15 protein-coding genes and 1 pseudogene are annotated in these 16,763 nt (G+C 63.1%); 11 read left to right on the forward strand and 5 right to left on the reverse strand.

Annotated elements, in window-relative coordinates; all coding sequences use genetic code 11:
• Window positions 1–5 precede the first annotated feature (5 nt).
• The 6 genes from VIM98_RS12845 to VIM98_RS12870 all read left to right on the forward strand — a co-directional run bounded on the left by VIM98_RS12845 (window position 6) and on the right by VIM98_RS12870 (window position 4,616).
• Entirely contained in the window at window positions 6–1,355 is a 1,350-nt protein-coding gene (locus VIM98_RS12845) for a GH1 family beta-glucosidase (protein ID WP_331993507.1), read from the forward strand.
• A gap of 45 nt (window positions 1,356–1,400) precedes the next feature.
• On the forward strand, window positions 1,401–2,441 hold the full coding sequence (gene glk / locus VIM98_RS12850) for a glucokinase (protein WP_331993508.1): 1,041 nt from the start codon (window positions 1,401–1,403) through the stop codon (window positions 2,439–2,441).
• A gap of 13 nt (window positions 2,442–2,454) precedes the next feature.
• Window positions 2,455–2,829 carry a hypothetical protein gene (locus VIM98_RS12855; protein WP_331993509.1) on the forward strand — a complete coding sequence of 125 codons (375 nt, stop codon included), beginning with the start codon at window positions 2,455–2,457 and terminating at the stop codon, window positions 2,827–2,829.
• Between the two features lie 85 nt (window positions 2,830–2,914).
• The gene (locus VIM98_RS12860; RefSeq protein ID WP_331993510.1) at window positions 2,915–3,598 is read left to right on the forward strand and encodes an HAD family hydrolase; all 684 of its coding nucleotides are present in this window, start codon (window positions 2,915–2,917) and stop codon (window positions 3,596–3,598) included.
• A 140-nt stretch (window positions 3,599–3,738) separates the two neighbouring features.
• Entirely contained in the window at window positions 3,739–4,185 is a 447-nt protein-coding gene (locus VIM98_RS12865; RefSeq protein WP_331993511.1) for a hypothetical protein, read from the forward strand.
• A 95-nt stretch (window positions 4,186–4,280) separates the two neighbouring features.
• The gene (locus VIM98_RS12870; RefSeq protein WP_331993512.1) at window positions 4,281–4,616 is read left to right on the forward strand and encodes a hypothetical protein; all 336 of its coding nucleotides are present in this window, start codon (window positions 4,281–4,283) and stop codon (window positions 4,614–4,616) included.
• A gap of 2 nt (window positions 4,617–4,618) precedes the next feature.
• On the opposite strand, the gene VIM98_RS12875 is transcribed toward VIM98_RS12870, so the two are convergent.
• From VIM98_RS12875 to secB, 4 genes are all read right to left on the reverse strand, one after another.
• On the reverse strand, window positions 4,619–6,643 hold the full coding sequence (locus VIM98_RS12875) for an ATP-binding protein (RefSeq protein WP_331993513.1): 2,025 nt from the start codon (window positions 6,641–6,643) through the stop codon (window positions 4,619–4,621).
• Window positions 6,644–6,869: 226 nt separating this feature from the next.
• Window positions 6,870–9,890: a DEAD/DEAH box helicase gene (locus tag VIM98_RS12880; protein ID WP_331993514.1), complete on the reverse strand. Its 3,021-nt coding sequence runs from the start codon at window positions 9,888–9,890 to the stop codon at window positions 6,870–6,872.
• A gap of 119 nt (window positions 9,891–10,009) precedes the next feature.
• Window positions 10,010–11,035: an NAD(P)H-dependent glycerol-3-phosphate dehydrogenase gene (locus VIM98_RS12885; RefSeq protein ID WP_331993515.1), complete on the reverse strand. Its 1,026-nt coding sequence runs from the start codon at window positions 11,033–11,035 to the stop codon at window positions 10,010–10,012.
• 5 nt (window positions 11,036–11,040) lie between these two features.
• On the reverse strand, window positions 11,041–11,544 hold the full coding sequence (secB, locus tag VIM98_RS12890) for a protein-export chaperone SecB (protein WP_331993516.1): 504 nt from the start codon (window positions 11,542–11,544) through the stop codon (window positions 11,041–11,043).
• 349 nt (window positions 11,545–11,893) lie between these two features.
• Here secB and rpmB point away from each other — a divergent pair, with 349 nt between their 5' ends.
• Both rpmB and rpmG read left to right on the forward strand, forming a co-directional pair.
• The gene (rpmB, locus tag VIM98_RS12895; protein WP_090449535.1) at window positions 11,894–12,130 is read left to right on the forward strand and encodes a 50S ribosomal protein L28; all 237 of its coding nucleotides are present in this window, start codon (window positions 11,894–11,896) and stop codon (window positions 12,128–12,130) included.
• A gap of 11 nt (window positions 12,131–12,141) precedes the next feature.
• Window positions 12,142–12,309, forward strand: coding sequence for a 50S ribosomal protein L33 (gene rpmG, locus VIM98_RS12900; RefSeq protein WP_331993517.1), 168 nt, complete (start codon window positions 12,142–12,144; stop codon window positions 12,307–12,309).
• Between the two features lie 247 nt (window positions 12,310–12,556).
• Here the strand turns inward: rpmG and VIM98_RS12905 are convergent, their stop codons facing one another.
• A complete protein-coding gene (locus VIM98_RS12905) occupies window positions 12,557–15,064 on the reverse strand; it encodes a S9 family peptidase (protein WP_331993518.1) in 2,508 nt (835 codons plus the stop codon).
• Between the two features lie 356 nt (window positions 15,065–15,420).
• Between VIM98_RS12905 and VIM98_RS12910 the strand changes: the two genes are divergently transcribed.
• The 3 genes and pseudogenes from VIM98_RS12910 to VIM98_RS12920 form a co-directional block, all read left to right on the forward strand.
• Entirely contained in the window at window positions 15,421–15,918 is a 498-nt protein-coding gene (locus tag VIM98_RS12910; protein ID WP_331993519.1) for a hypothetical protein, read from the forward strand.
• On the forward strand, window positions 15,906–16,208 hold the full coding sequence (locus VIM98_RS12915; protein ID WP_331993520.1) for a hypothetical protein: 303 nt from the start codon (window positions 15,906–15,908) through the stop codon (window positions 16,206–16,208). The genes VIM98_RS12910 and VIM98_RS12915 overlap by 13 nt, the downstream gene beginning before the upstream one ends.
• 82 nt (window positions 16,209–16,290) lie before the next feature.
• Window positions 16,291–16,763 (forward strand): annotated as a pseudogene (locus VIM98_RS12920) (alpha-D-glucose phosphate-specific phosphoglucomutase); the annotation flags it as partial.

The raw sequence follows: 16,763 nt of genomic DNA on the forward strand, positions 1-16,763 counted from the left end.
ACATCATGACCAGCTACCGCTTTCCCGACGGCTTCCTGTGGGGCGCCGCCACGTCCGCGTACCAGATCGAAGGCTCGCCGCTGGCCGATGGCGCCGGCCCCAGCATCTGGGAGCGGTTCGCCCACACACCGGGAATGATGGTCGGCGGCGACACCGGCGATATCGCTTGCGATCACTACAACCGCTACAAGGACGATGTGCAGTTGATGAAGGCGCTGGGCCTGAAGGGCTATCGCCTGTCGATCGCCTGGGCGCGCGTACTGCCCGAGGGCACTGGCCGGGTCAACCAGAAGGGCCTGGATTTTTATTCGCGCCTGGTCGACGAACTGCTGGAAAACGGCATCGCTCCCAACGTGACCCTGTTCCATTGGGATCTGCCCGCAGCGCTGGATGACCGCGGCGGCTGGCTCAACCGCGATATCGCGCATTGGTTCGCCGAATACGCCGAGGTGATGTACAAGGCACTCGACGGCCGCGTGCAGCGCTGGTCCACGCTCAATGAGCCGTGGGTGGTTACCGATGGCGGCTACCTGCACGGCGCGCTGGCACCAGGCCATCGCAGCAAGTACGAGGCCCCTATCGCCGCGCACAACCTGATGCGTGCCAGCGGCGCGGGCATCCAGGCCTATCGCGCGCACGGCAAGCATGAGATCGGCGTGGTCTTCAATATCGAGCCCAAGTACCCGCACTCGCAGAGCCCGGAAGACCTGGCCGCCACGCGCCGCGCGCATGCCTATATGAACGAGCAGTTCGCCGACCCGGCCCTGCTGGGCAGCTATCCGCCCGAGCTGAAGGAAATCTTCGGCGATGCGTGGCCGGATTTCCCGGCCGACGACTTCAAGCTCACTCAGCAGAAGGTCGATTTCGTCGGCATCAACTACTACACCCGCGCCGTGGTGAAGAACGACCCGAACCACTACCCGCTGAGGGCCGCGCCGGTTCGTCAGCCGAACAAGACCTACACCGAGACCGGTTGGGAGGTATTCGAGCAGGGCCTGACCGACACCCTGACCTGGTTCAAGAGCCGCTATGGCGACATTCCGCTGTACATCACCGAGAACGGCTCGGCCTTCTACGACCCGCCGGTGGCGGAGTCCGAGGTGCTGGACGACCCGCTGCGCACCAACTATTTACGCAAGCATTTGAAGGCCTTGCACAAGGCGATCGAAGCCGGCGTCAATCTGAAGGGTTACTACGCCTGGTCATTGCTGGATAATCTGGAGTGGTCGCTGGGTTTCTCCAAACGCTTCGGCCTGTACCATGTGGATTTCGCCACGCAAAAGCGCACGCCCAAGGCGACGGCGAAACTTTATGCCAAGGTGATCGAAAGCAACGGCGCGGTGCTGGACGACTGATCTGGCCCACAGCGGCTTGCGTGACCCGCTCAGCCAGGATTTTTCATGAGTTCTACCGCCGTGAGTTCTATCGCCCGTAGCAGTCACACCCTTCTCGCCGATCTCGGCGGTACCAACGTCCGTTTCGGCCTCGCCGACTGCACGCGCCAGGACCCGTTGCTGCTCGATACCGTTCGCCGGTATCGAGTGAAGGATTTTGCGTCGCTGGCCGATGCCATTCGCCAGTACCACAGCGATACCGGCCTGACCGCGAAGAACGCGGTCATCGCCGCCGCCGGTCGCATCAGCGACGGCGAAACGGTCAAGATCACCAATAATCCCTGGTCCATCGCCGCGCACAAGCTGGCGGACGAAATGAAGATGGACTGGGTCCACCTGGTCAATGACTTCGCGGCGCAAAGCATGGCGGTGACCCTGCTCAAGCAAGCCGATCTGGTGCCGGTGGGCAAGCTGGCCCTGCCGGACATCGGCGCTCATCCCGAGCAGACCTTCTGCATCGTCGGCCCCGGCACTGGCTTGGGCGTGGGCGGGTTGCTGGTGCGCGATCGCCATTGCAGCGTGCTGCAGACCGAGGGCGGCCATGCCGGCTTTGCCGCGCACACGCCCGAGGACATCGAGATCCTCAAGTACCTCAATGGCAAGTTCGGTCGCGTGTCGAACGAACGCCTGATCTGCGGCCAGGGCCTGGTCAACATGTACGACGCGATCTGCGCGATCGCCGGCCAGAAGCCCGATGCGTTGCAGCCGGAGGACATCACCGCGCGAGCCAACGACGACAGCGATCCGATGTGCGTGCGCACGGTGGAAACCTTCGCTGGCGTCTTCGGCAGCGTGGCGGGCGACCTGGTGCTGACTCTGGGCGCCTGGGACGGCGTCTATCTCACGGGCGGCCTGATTCCGATCCTGCTGCCGTGGCTCGGCCGTGGGCATTTCCGCGAACGCTTCGAGGCCAAGGGCCGTTTCCGCGACATCATGGAAAAGGTTCCCACGCAGGCGATCATGAACCCCGAGCCGGGCCTGATCGGCGCCGCCGCGCTGGCGGTGATCGAAGCCGGCCGGCCGATCCTCGCCGAGCGGCGGGCCTGATAGCGCGTCCGCCGTGTTTCGCTTCTGGCGCAAACGGCAAGCACCGCCCGACCCGGAACTCCTCCGGGCCGAGCAGCTGAATGCAGGTCTCGCCCTGGCGATGGAATGGGGCGAGAACTGGCTCAAACCGATCCAGGCGCGGCTACGCCTGCGCTATCCGCAGCTGACTCAGGCCGAACTCGACGACTTCAATCGCATCTGCCAGGAAGCGATGAAATTCGGCCATGACACGGTATACGAGTTGGCGATGGCGGCGGGAAAGACGATACGCGTGAGCGATTTCGAGCCGCGGATGCATGCGCAATTTCCCTGGGTGGACAGCCGCAACGTCGCGCATCTTTTCAGCCAGGGCATGTATTACGCATGGAAGGATGGCGGTCTCTCCTAGCGGGGGTACAGGTGAGCGCTGACGCGACCGTCTAGCCAGGTTTTTCCACTGCCATAGAATGACCTCTCCACCCCGGAGCTCCCCCATGTCCCGCGCCAATACAGCCTTCCTCTTCGATCTCGACGGTACCCTGATCGACAGCGTCTATCAGCACGTGCTCGCCTGGAAGGAAGCGCTGGACAAGGAGGGCGTCGAGCTTTCCGTCTGGCGCATCCATCGCAAGATCGGTATGAGCGGCGGTTTGTTCACCCATATCCTGTTGCGCGAAACCGGCCTGGAAATCACCGAGGAACGCCTGGACCGTCTGCGTCGCTGGCACGCCGAAGCCTATCGCCGCCAAGCCGAGCGCGATGAAGTACGCCCCCTCCCCGGCGCGCGCGAACTGCTGCAATTCCTGACCGAGCAACAGATCCCCTGGGCGATCGCCACCAGCGGCCGCATGGAAACCGCGCGGCACAATCTCGATGCGCTTGGCGTCGATCCGGACAAGATTCCGGTAGTAACGCGCGATCAGGTGCGCCATGCCAAGCCCGATCCGGATTTGTTTGTCACCGCCGCCGAGCGCCTGGGCATCGACATCCAGCGCTCGCTCGTCATCGGGGACAGTATCTGGGACATGCTCGCCGCGCAGCGCTGCCGCGCACTCGGCGTCGGCGTGTTGTCGGGCGGCTACGGCCAGCAGGAGCTGGAAAGCGCCGGTGCCTTCCGCGTCTACGAAGATCCGGCCGATTTGCTCAAGCATATCGACGAAGTAGCCGCGCGCAGCTGAGAGGCCCTACTATCGCTCCCGGCTCATCGAGCCGGGCAGCACATGGGTGCTGCCATCGACCACCCAGGGGGAAGGATCCAATGCTTCGCTACGCACTCGCTTGCGCGTGTCTGCTCGCCCTTACAGGCTGCGGCGCCCGAATGATCAAGCTACAGGAATATCCGCTCGACCCGACATTGCTGCCGCCTATCGCGGTAACCGGCACGGTCGAAGTCCAGAACGAGCAACCCGATACGCAACCAGCCGCTTTGCAGTCTTACGGCGGCACCACGCTGCAGTCGACGCTCAACGCCGTCACCGACGTCATGGTCAAGCAGACCGAGGAAGAGCTGGGCAAGCACGGCAAGGTTGCGGCGGGCAACCCAAAGAAGATATCGCTCAAAGTCGATTCCCTGGTCAGCCATTACATCGCCTTCTACTACAAGAGCACGATCGAGTACGACGTGACGCTCGGCGACGGCCAGCATTTTCACAAGTCCGTGCACCATGGCAGCGGCTCGCCGCTTCAGGATATCGATGGCTGTATCGCCGAAGGTGTCTTGGAACTGCTCAAAGATCAACGTGTCGTTGCGTATCTGCATAGCTAAGATGTAGCGTTAATTCATCGTTTGTCAGGTGCGATTCACCGCATCGGACTCGAGCGCGAGTAGGCTCTTCGATCATGCGATCGAAGAGCTTTTTTATGCGTCGCTTGCTGCCATTGCTACCGTTGGCCGCGGTTGTCGCGGCCTGCTCGCCGACCGATCCCCAACCGGACGGCTCGCCACCCCAACCGAAAGCCGCCAGCGTGACCGCGGCGCATGCCGAGCTCGGTTCCAAGCAATGGTTCGCCTGGGTCGACGACACCTTGCTGATCGACGACGAGGGCCAGGGGCCTAATCCAGGCTCGGACGCCTGGAACCGCGCCGTGCAGCGCGCGCTCGGCGAAGAAGCGCCGCAGTTGCCGCTGGGATCGCCCGCCTGGCAGCAAGCCGTCGATGCCTTGCTGCGTACCCGCGCCGGCAGCGAACCGTCCTGACATCAGGTCACGAAGCCGATCCGCCGCGACGCGAACCCCGGTTTCAAGGCCTGTTCGCCGCGCAGCCAGTGCAGCAGGTCGCGTTCGCTGCAGCCGGCCTGCGCTTCGAGGCGCCGACTGAGCGCGGCGAAATCGCCGGGTGCGAGAGAGTCGAGCGTCGCCAGCTCGCGCGTGCGCTCGTCCTCGCCCATATCCGCAAGCAAGCCGAACCGTTTCACGTAGTGCGCCAGCAATTGGCGGCGTTGCGGCAGATCCAGCCAGTCGAAGCGCAACTTGAAATCGAAGCGCCGTAACGCGGCCGCGTCCAGGCAGTCCATCAGATTGGTCGATGCAATGAAGACGCCGTCGAATTCTTCCAGCCTCACCAGTAGTTCGTTGACTTGGCTGACTTCCCAACGTTGTGTCGCTCCCCGCCTTTCACGCAGGAAACTATCCGCCTCATCCAGGCACAGCACCGCCCCCTCTTGCTCGGCCTCACGGAACATGCGCGCAATCGCCTGCTCGGTCTCGCCCACATAGGCCCCGAGCAGATCCGATGCACGATGTTTCATCAACGGACGATCGATGCATTCGGCGATGTGCCCGGCCAATGCGGTCTTGCCTGTTCCCGGCGGCCCGTACAGGCAGAATCGCCCGCTGGGCCGACGCCGCAGCAGTTCGAGCAAAGGTGCGATCGGCTGATCGATGCGCAGCCATGACAGATCGAATGTCGACGAGCGCGTGCCCTGTCCGATGGGCCGAAGTCCACGGACACGCAGGATGTCGTTGAACGAATCGCGCAGCAGTCCCTCTGCGACAACTCCATCGATGCAACCCATGCGATCCAGCGTACGTATCGCACGCTCGTAATGCGCTGGCGCGAATGTTTCGTTCGACGCGATATCCTCGACCAGTTCCGGCGCGATATCCCAGCGGGCGAGTTGCCGCTGCAATAGCGTGCGCCGGATGCTGCGCGGAGGGGGTGTCAGCTCCATTATCACGTCAAAGCGCCGCAGCTGGGAATCGTCCATGCTGCCGAGTCCGTTACCGATCCACAGGCACGGAACACGTGCGGACTCTAGTCGGCGATTGATCCAACTCTTGTAGCTCAACACACGGCTATGACCCGCGCCGCGAAAGACGTCCTCGATTTCATCGAACAACAGCAAGGCATGCGGATTGGCGGCGAGAGCGCGCTGAGCGGCCTCATACGCCATCAGGCGTGCGTGTCCTTCGATGGGATCGCCGTCCGTGTCTGCCGTACGCACGGCATAGAGCACTGATCCAAGCCTGTCGGCAACGGCACGCGCGAACTGGCTTTTCCCTGTCCCGGGCGGTCCATAGACCAGGATATTGGCGCCCTGCCCATCTCGACGGGCGGCATCCAGACAAGCACGCACGCGTTCGGCATCGGCCGCTACATGCGCGTAATCGGACCAGGCAAGCCGGCTGCTGCCGACCGCCTCGAACAGTCGCTCCAGATACAGCGAGGCATTGCAAGCGTCGTCGGCCAACATCGCCTGGATGCCCTCTCCGGTTTCGATGCAATCGAGCGCTCCGCCGTGGTTGCCGTAGTACATCAGGAGCAGTTGGCTCGAGAGCAGCGGCCCCTTCTGGCGCAGGCAACGCCGCACGCGATCGTGTGGCAGACCCAGCGCATCGTGCAGCAACTGAGTGATGCCACTGCGATTGGATGGGTAGCGTTTTTCGTCGCGCGCCGCAGCACCAAGCGGTTCGTTGCTGTGTGCCAGGCAGCAGAACGCGAATATCAGTACGGCATCCGCATCGAGCGAAAAAATCCGTGCAAAATCCGCAAACAGCGGATCCTCGCTTATGCGATGGTTATTGCCACGCGCGAGCATGGTCATGACTTTTGCCAGCAAAGCCTCGCGATCGTCGGTACATTTGCGTACACGCAGGCGGCGCAAGCCATGCTGGATGGTTTTCAAAGTAGAGTCGTCGGCCGACGCCGCTTCCAAGCGGGCGCGATACAGCCGCAACGACCACAGGCGTACCCAGGCGGCACGCAGGTTCCGTGTAGTGTTCATCGTTTCACCAGCGCATGCGAGCGCTAAAGACAAAGGTTCACATCACCGCGCAGGACCTTCCTGTGCGATGCGAGCGTCCTTTAGGACGCGGTGAAATGCCTCGGATGATGAACACACATGGCGGCAGCCTCCCTGGCTGGACCTGGAAAGTGGCGCACTCTAGCGATGCCATTGGGGAGATGCAAGTGCCGCGAGACCGACGCGAGATAACTCCAAGCGCCGAGATTCAACCCGGTGCCAGCAGCGCATCCAGATCGGTCTGGTCGAAGCTCAATCGCTCGCGACTGCCGCCGCCTTCGAGCACCGCTTCGGCCAATTCGGCCTTGCGCGCCTTCAGCTCTTCGATACGCTCTTCCACCGTGCCCGCGGTAATCAACCGGAATACGAACACCGGCTTGTCCTGACCGATGCGATGCGCACGGTCGGAAGCCTGCGCTTCCGCAGCGGGATTCCACCAGGGGTCGTAGTGAATCACCGTATCGGCGGCAGTGAGGTTCAGGCCCACGCCACCGGCCTTGAGCGAGAGCAGGAACAAAGGCACTTCGCCTTCCTGGAACTGCCGCACCGGCTCCGCACGATCGCGTGTTTCGCCGGTCAGCGTGACGTAGCGAATGCGATGGCGATCGAGTTCGTGCGCGATCAGGCGCAGCATCTCGGTGAACTGCGAGAACAGCAGCACCTTGCGCCCTTCGGCCAGCAAAGCCGGCAGCATATCCATCAACAGCTCGAACTTCGCCGAATCGCGCACGCCGCGCGCCGCTTCGAGCTTCACCAGACGTGGATCGCAACACACCTGACGCAGCTTGAGCAGGGCATCGAGCACGACAATGCCGCTGTGCGCGATGCCACGCTGCGCGATGACCTCGCGCAGTTCGTTGGCCAGCGACAGGCGCAGGCTTTCGTACAATTCGCGCTGCTTGCCTTCCAGTACGACGCGACGAGTAATCTCCGTCTTCGGCGGCAGTTCCGACGCCACTTGCGCCTTGGTACGGCGCAGGATGAATGGCGCGATACGACGGTTCAAGCGCTCCTGGCAGTCGGTATCGCGCTGCTTTTCGATCGGCGCACGGTAGAAACGGCGGAAAGCGCCTTCGTCGCCGAGCAGCCCCGGTACGGCCAGATCGACCTGCGACCACAATTCGCCAAGGTGGTTTTCCAACGGCGTGCCCGTCAGGCAGACGCAACGCGGCGCGCGCAGGGTGAGCAATGCCCGACGCGCTTGCGTGCGCGGATTCTTCACTTGCTGCGCTTCGTCCAGCACGATCAGCGAAAATGCCTGCTTGCGTAGCGTCACCACATCGCGCGGAAGCAACGCATAGCTGGTCAGCACAATATCCTGTGCTCCAAGCTGACTGAATTCGCCGCCACGCTGCGGACCGTGCAGCGCCAATACTTGCAGCGTCGGTGCGAAACGCGCGATTTCCGACTGCCAATTGGGAATCAGACTGGTCGGCACCACGATCAGCGCGGGCAATCCAAGCGCCCCGCGCTCCTTGAGCGCAAGCAGATGGGTGATCAATTGCAAGGTCTTGCCCAGGCCCATGTCGTCGGCCAACACGCCACCGACCCCCGCTTCGGCCAGCGCGTTCAACCAGCGCAGGCCTTCGCGTTGGTATGGCCGCAGCTCGACCGTCAGCGCCGCAGGTGTAGCGTCGCTGGCACGCTCGGCAGCGTCGCGCAGGCGCGCGGTGAATCCGCGCAGAGCCTCGGGCGCTTGCAGCTCGGCACCGGCCGGGAGCGCATCGACGATTTCGTCCAGGCGGCCAGCCTGCACGCGCGGCAAATGAAGCTTCTTGCGCGGCCGCTCAAGGTATTCGGCCAGCGGTGCCAGCAAGCCGCGCAGTTCCTTCAAGCGCACCGGCACGCGGCGACGCTCGTCGACCGGGGCGTACCACACCGCGTCTTCCGGCTCGTTCGGCGACGGGCTCAGGTTCAGCTGGTGCTCCGCCAGGGCTTGCGCGACCGCGGGCAGCAGATTGTGTCGCTTGCCTTCGACTTCGATGCCGATCTCGAGGTCGAATGCGTGATCGTCCGTGTCCTCGACGGCATTGCCGTACCAGCGCACCGGACCTTCCAGCACCTCGAACGGGAAACTGGCGTTGTAGTCGAGCTGGAAGCCTTCGGCCTCAAGCTTCGGCCGCAGCGCCAGCCAGCGTGCCGGCGTGTTGACCTCCAGCGCGCCCGCGTAGCCCTTGCCAGGGAACAGCCAGGCGTCTTCAGGCAGCGTATCGGCCAGATCCCAGGGCAAGCCTTCGGTATCCACACCAGGCGTCAGACCGGCACGCTCCAGCTGCTCCATCGCCGAGAGCTCTTCGGCACGACGACGGGTGATCTCGACCAGATGCCCGTTGCGTACGCGCCGTACCAGCGGCTCGCCGCCACGTCCCGGCAAACGCTCGCCCGCATAGTCGAAGGCCAACCGCGCATAGGCAAGCGGCGGCGTGCCCGCCGCGAGACGAGCATGGCGCGTCAGCGCATGCAGCGTCAGCACGGGCTTGGGTGCCAGTTCCGACCGGCGTAATTCGCCGAACACCTGCGGCAAGGGAACACGATGGGCCAGCCGGCTCTCCGGCAAGGCATCGCGCAGGACCTGACTGTACTCGTGCTTGAGCGGCGGCAGATCGAGCCAATGGGTTTCTTCGGCGTCGGCATCCAGACGCCCCAGTTCGGCGCGCTCGGCATCGAGGTACCACAGCCCGTCGATGCGCAGCAGCCTCAAGCTGTGCGGTAAGGCAGGCAGCAGGCGCTGGCTGCCGTCCTTTTCCATATGCCAATGCCAGTTGAGCTGATGCGACTTGCCGCGCGACAGCCGCAGGCCAGCCAGCCCGCCGAGAAAGCACGGCGAGGTATCGAGAACCTCCGCCAGCAATACATCGCCCACATGCCCGGAAAGCCGGGCGTAGCTGCGGCTCTTGCGCACCGTCTGCGGCAAGCCCAACAGCGTGGCGGCAAGGCGCTGCTCATGCGGCGCCAATGAGGCATGCGAGAGGTGCTTGCTGTCCAACGGCGAGGGACGGACGTAGCGCCCCTGCTCGCCGACGACCAGCAGCACTGGCGCAACTTCGAGGTGCGCCCAGGCCGCACCTTCTTCCACGACGACATCGAGGAAAAATCCGAGTACGCCAGGCTCGTGCGGTGGCGTCGGCGCGGGCGGCGCAAGCAACCGGCTCCATACGACGGGCAACACTTCCTCGGCGTCGTCCAACGCGGCGGTGAAGCGTAGCGGCTTGTCTTCCGATGGCTGCATGCGGCTTCGCGGCGGTGCTCAAAAGAACCGAGCTTAGCAAGGCCGCTATGCGAATGTCCGCAATTAATTGGTGAAAGGCGCGGACGCCCGCTTTGGGGCGTCCTCGACCTATGCGCCGTTCAGGATTTGTCGAACAGCGAGCGGGGATATTCGGGCTTTTGCTCACGCGCCATCAGTGCTCGCAGCCCCTCGACCGGCGTGACTTCGCCATGCAAAACAGCGTGAACCCCGCTACTGATGGGCAGTTCCAGGCCGTGCTTGTCGGCCAGGCGCACGACTTCGTTGGCGGTCAGCACGCTTTCGACCACCTGGCCGATCTCGCGCACCGCTTCGTCGATGCCCTTGCCTCGCCCCAGGGCCAGCCCCAGGCGACGGTTACGCGACAGGTCGCCGGTGCAGGTCAGCACCAGATCGCCGAGTCCGGATAAGCCCATGAGGGTCTCCGGACGCGCACCGAGGGCAACACCCAGACGCAGCATTTCGTTCATGCCGCGCGTGATCAGACCGGCACGCGCGTTGAGGCCAAGCTCCATGCCATCGGCAACGCCTGTGGCCACAGCCAGCACGTTTTTCATCGCACCGCCGAGTTCGGCACCGAGCACGTCGCTACCGGAATAGGCGCGCAGGTTCGGTGCATGCAGCAGGGACGCGACGCGATGCGCAAAGGCTTCGTCTTCCGAATGCACGGTCACCGCGCTAGGCAGGCCCGCGGCAACCTCGCGCGCAAAGGAGGGTCCGGTAATGACCGCCGCCGGTCGACCCGGCAGTTTTTCGGCAACCAGTTCATGCAGGAATCGCCCTGTGCCGGGCTCGAAGCCCTTGGTGGCCCAGGTGATGGCCGCGTCGGGTTCCAACAGCGGCTTGATTTCATCGAGCATCGCGGCGAAAGCATGGCTGGGCACCACGATCAGCACGATATCGGCGCCGTGCAGAGCCTTGGCCAGATCGCTTTCGTAGCGAAGCTCGGCCGGCAGTTCCAGATCGGGCAGATAGCGGGCGTTGCGCCGCGTGGCAGCCATGGCCGCCAGGGCATCGGCATCGCGCCCCCACAGGCGCGTGGGCACGCCGTTCCTGGCGGTCAATGCCGCCAGGGCGGTGCCCCACGAGCCCGCACCGAGTACCGCCAGTGTCGGACGATCGCTCATGGCGCTCAGCTATTGAGCGTCGGAGCCTCGTCGCCGCCAGCGATACGGCGCTGCTGCTCGGCGTACAACGCGTCGAAGTTGATCGGCTGCAGCAGGAATGGCGGGAAACCGCCTTCCAGGACCAGACCCGAGATCACCTGGCGTGCGTACGGGAACAGCAGGTTCGGGCAATAGCTGCCGATGATGCCGGCATGATCCTGCTCGTTGAAACCGGCGATGCCGAACAGGCCGGCCTGCTCCACTTCCGCCAGGTAAGCCGTGCGCTCGCCGACCGAGCAGGTCAGGGTGAGGCTAAGCGTCACTTCGTACAGGTCGTTGCCCAGCGAGGTGGCGCGGTGGCCGAGGTTCAGCTGCACCTGCGGCGGCTGGTCGGTTTCGCCGATCTCCTGGAAGATTTGCGGGGCATTGGGCGCTTCGAAGGACACGTCCTTGACGTAGATCTTCTGTAGCACCAGCTGCGGCTGGTTAGCCTGGCCATTGGCCTGGCCGTTGGCGGTCACTTCTGCCATCGGGAGTCCCTCGGTTCGAATGCGATAATGAGCAAAGAGGTCGATTGTTCCATATCTTGCGTCCCCTGGGGAGCGAGACGAGGCTGGATGAGCATGTGGATGCCCCTCCCCGGCCGGACGAGGCCGATGCACCGGGCCATCCAGAGCTTGCATACATGGCTGATTTATTGGGATAATGCGCGGCTCGACCATGCCGACCCGTGCCAAACGGGCTTGTCCGCGACGCGATGCGGGCTTTAACCGGCGGCCTCGAAAGCTTCAAATCTCCAGCCATCGCGTGGCGCCCAAGGCGCCGCTGGGCCGATGTCGCCCTGGCCAACGGGCGGTTCACGAATTTACGGAGGTCATCATGGCCCGTGTATGCCAAGTCACCGGAAAGGGTGTGCAGACCGGCAATAACGTCTCGCACGCCAACAACAAGACCCGTCGCCGCTGGTTGCCCAACCTGCATGAGCGTCGTTTCTGGGTTGCCAGCGAAAACCGCTGGGTCAAACTGCGCGTCTCCAACCAGGCGCTGCGTACCATCGACAAGAAGGGCATCGAGGCCGTGATCGCCGACCTGCGTGCCCGTGGTGAAAAGGTCTGAGGAGTTAGGTCATGGCTAACAGCAAGCAAGACAAGATCCGTTTGATCTCGTCGGCCGGTACCGGCCACTTCTACACCACGCAGAAGAACAAGAAGAACACCCCGGACAAATTCGAGTTCATGAAGTACGACCCGGTTGTCCGCAAGCACGTGATCTACAAGGAAGGCAAAATCAAATAACTCGTCTCCGGACGCGTTGTTTTTGCGCCTTTCGAAAACCCGCCCTCGTGGCGGGTTTTCTTTTGGCGTCGAGTTCAAGGCTCACCTCCCCCGTTTATAGAAGAAGGCTGGGAGGGTGAGCTCTAGCGAACCGCTCTTTGCCGGCGTTGGGAGGCAGAGGCAAGTATCTGCCCTCCCCCAAACCCTCCCCTGCGAACAGGGGAGGGAGCGCTGTGGCTTGGTACGCCTTCTTGCCGAACCGCCCGTATCAAGGTGCCGAGGCCGTGGCTTGCTTCGACTCGCCAGCTGCATTCGGTGCGGCATTTTTCACATACCGATCGAACCAGGTCAGCATTTCGTAGACCTCCTGCTCATTCGATTCCATCGCGGTGTACCAGTGCGGCTCGTGCGGCAACATCACCAACCGCGTGGTGCCGCCCATACCGCGGATGGCCTGGAACAGCTTGGGCGACTGGATCGACTCCGTGCCGGGGTTGGCGTCGTCCATACCGTGCATCAACAGCAGCGGAGCTTTGATCTGGTCGGCATGAAAGAACGCCGACGCCTGCTCGTAGACCTTCGGTGCCTGCCATAGCGAGCGCCGCTCGTTCTGGAACCCGAATGGCGTGAGGCTCTTGTTGTAGCTACCGCTTGTGGCGACACCCGCACGGAACAGGTTGGTGTGTGCGAGCAGGTTGGCTGTCATCAGCGCGCCATGGCTGTGGCCCGTAACACCGATGCGGTTGCGGTCGACCACGCCAAGCTCCACCGCCTTGTCCACGGCAGCCTGCGCATCCATCACCAGCTGGTCGATATATGTGTCGTACGCCGTGCGCGGATCGCCTACGATCGGGAACGAAGCGTTATCGATAATGGCGTAGCCCGACAGCAGCAGCAGGCGATAGCCACGCAGTATGTCGAACTTCTGCTGGGATCCGCTGACCTGCCCGGCCTTGCTCGGATCGGCGTAATCGAGCGGATAAGCGTAGAGAACCGCCGGCAGGCGGGTACCTTCCTTGTAGCCCGGCGGGGTATACAGGGTGAAGGAGAGTTCGACGCCATCCTTGCGCTTGTACGTCACCAGGCGTTTGCCGATCCCGCGCACTTGCGGCGTCGGATCGGCGATGTGCGTGATGGCCTCGGCAGTCGATGCATAGGCAGCCTCACCGGGCTTGGCCCCGCTCACTGGCGCACCGACCGCATGCGCGAACAAATTGGGCGGCTCCGTCGGCGATTGCTGTGCCGTGATGAAGCGCTTGCCACCGTCGAGGACCGCAACGACCGACTCATAGTGATCGCCACCGCTTCGAAACAAACGCTCCGTACGCCCTGTCGACAGCGAATAGCGGTCAAGGAAAGGACGATCTCCCTGCGGCGTGCCGCCCGGGCCGGTGAGATAGGCGAAATCGCCATCCTGCCGCACGACGCTTGCACCATTGGGTAACCGACGCATCATCAACGAGCCGGGCTCGTTGTAGTTCTCGTCCATGGAATAGTCCCAGACCGTGCGTGCGGGCTTGGACGGATCGGCAACGTTCACACGGCTGACATGAATCCAGCGCTTGTTCGCGTCGAGTTCGTACATGAAGGGCTCGTCGCCATCGGCCAGCCAGCGCATCCCGCTGAAACGCTGCGCAGTGCGCGCGACTTCCTTTGGCTTGCCGCTGAATGGCGCGCTCCACATCATGACCTTGTCGCGATGCGGCACACTCACTTTCCAATCGCCCTGATCGAGCGCCTCCGGCCAGATCAGCGTGGCCGGTGCGTTGTCGCGCCATTCGAACTCGCGCGGTCCCACCGGCACACCATGCACGGGCACACGGTCGGCGACCGGTAGCGATGCAATAACGGTCGATTGCCCGCTACGCACGTCCAGCACCTGGACGTCCTGCGCGAAGCGCTCGTACGTGGTGACATACGAATAGGGCTTCTTCAGCGCCTCGACCAGCACATGTTCGCCGTCGGGTGCGCCATAAACGCCTGCGATGACGCCCGGCTTGCCTACAGGGCGAACCTGATCGCTGGCCGCATCGACAACCGCGAGTTGCGCAGTGGCGTAGTAGTCGAACAGCGCTTCGTCCTCCGGACTGGAAAGCGTGTCGCGGGCTTCATACGTGCTGCTTTCGCCTTTGCCTGCGATCGACTCTTTGATTTCCGGCCCGGCGGTGGCGCTATCGGCCTTCGGTGCCGGACCGAGGTTCGCGGGCACGAGCTTCACCAGCAGCGAATCGCTGGCATGCAGCCATTGCACCGCATCGTCCATCACCGGATTGAGCCACACACCCTCCACACGATGTGCCTTGCCGGTGAGCGCATCGCCTAACCACAATTCAGTGCGTGTGCCGGTGGTATTGGCGAAGGCGAAGCGACGGCCATCCGGCGACCACTGTGGCACACCAGGACAGGCATCGGCTGGCAACGCAACCGGCAACTGCTTATGGCTGACCACCTCTTCCACCGTGAAGCGCTTGAGGCAGGTGCGAATGCCATAGCCATTCGATGCATCGTGCCGACTGTGATTGGCCGGCTCGATGCGCAAGCCCGCCAGTTTGACGTAGGGCTCGGCGACACGCGCAATCGGTGGATACTGCGACTGCTCGACCAGCAGCATGCGTTCGCGGGTGGGGTCGAGCATGGGAATCGCAGGCAACGGCGCGTGCATCACACCGAGCAGCGGCTCCGGCGGTTTGTCGTAGCCGGCCAGCGCCAGTGCGGGCAGGCCGGCCAGCAGGCCGGCGGCGAGAAGATATCCTTTCGATACAGTGACGGACGGCATCTTGCGGTCTCCCTTTGGATATTCCGCCGACGTTACACCGCGTCCCTGGGGGGCTCTCCCCTGCCGTAAGTCATGCATGAGGTAAGGCAGGTCCGTTTTTTCGACTCGGGAAGCCCGGTCCGACCGCTGCCGCCTGCAGTTCCCATGCGCTGCGCGGACACGCAAGCTTGCCCGTCGTACTAACAGCGCGATGTCTCACCCCTTCACGTCACTGCCTCATCGGTGGGCGTAGAACAAAAAAAACAGGCTTCAAAAGTCCAGCGGGGTCGCGTTCGAGTCCGACAAGGAAGCGATAACCATTACTTCACAACGGGATGGCCGCTCTTGAAGATTAGACATCCCCGGCCAGCTCGTTCGTGGCGGAACTGACGCGTCGATTGCAAGGGCTGAGTTCGGCGCTGGCCTTACCGCTGACATGGATCGAACAGCGGCTTTCGGAATCGGGATCGAGTATCGAGCATCTGGTGCAACTGGAAGCACAGCAACAGGCGGCAGACCAGTTATCCATCGGCAACAGCATAAGCAGCTTGCGCTTACTCTCGGCGATGGATTGGCGGGAATTTGTCGAAGGCACCAGCTCGGTCGAAAAAATACTGCGCGAGGACCCTGCCGGAATCTATGCAACCATGGATTTCGACACACGCGACCACTATCGACATGTCGTCGAAGCCTTGACCAAATATAGCGATCGCACCGAAGCGGATGTCGCCCGCGCAGCTATCGAGCTTGCACACGAGCGGGACAAGCAAGGGCTTGCGCAGTCGCACGTCGCGACGTCTATGGCCTACCTCCCCATACCGGGCGCGGTGGCTGGAGTTGGTATACCGGCTCGGCTGGCTGGATGTACCGGCTGATCGTGGAATCGCTACTCGGCTTGAAACGGGAGGGCGAACGCCTGTACATCAGGCCTGTGCTGCCGTCGACGTGGTGTGCGTTCACGACGGATTATCGGTTTCGCGAAACCGATTATCACATTGCTGTCCAGCGGGACGACGGCCTTGAAACCGGCGAGCAGGTCAGCCTCGACGGCACGGCGCAGGTCGAGAAGGGTGTCGCCCTGGTCGACGACGGCAAGGAGCATCGAATCGAGGTCCGATACCGTCCTCGATTGCAGAACCCATCCAGAGCGGGCAGCGTTTCGTGATCGCGTCATCCACGCCCGGTCTTGACGCCGCCGTGCGGCCGTGTCCAGATTCGACAGGATCGACATTTCCCTTGGAGACACCATGAACCCCACCGTTCACCCGCTTGCGGGCCAATTCGTGCCGACCTCGCTCCGGGTGGATGTGCCCAAGCTGCTAGCCGCTTATACCGACTTGCAACCGGATGCCAGCGTGCAGGCGCAGCGCGTAGCGTTCGGTACGTCCGGGCATCGAGGCAGCTCGTTCGATCGCAGTTTCAACGAGTGGCATGTCCTGGCGATCGCTCAGGCGATCTGCGAGTACCGCAAGCGCGCGGGTATCGATGGTCCGCTGTACATCGGTTTCGATACGCATGCGCTGTCCATGCCGGCGTTCGAAAGTGCGCTGGAAGTTCTGGCAGCCAACGGCGTAGAGACGATGATCGCCAAAGGCGACGAGTTCACACCGACGCCGGCGATTTCTCACGCGATACTGGCGCACAACCGCGGCCGCACCGTTGGGCTGGCCGACGGCATTGTCATCACCCCCTCCCACAATCCACCCGATAGCGGCGGTTT

Origin of the sequence: Dyella sp. (assembly GCF_036568765.1) — a bacterium.
Lineage (GTDB): Bacteria > Pseudomonadota > Gammaproteobacteria > Xanthomonadales > Rhodanobacteraceae > GSA-30.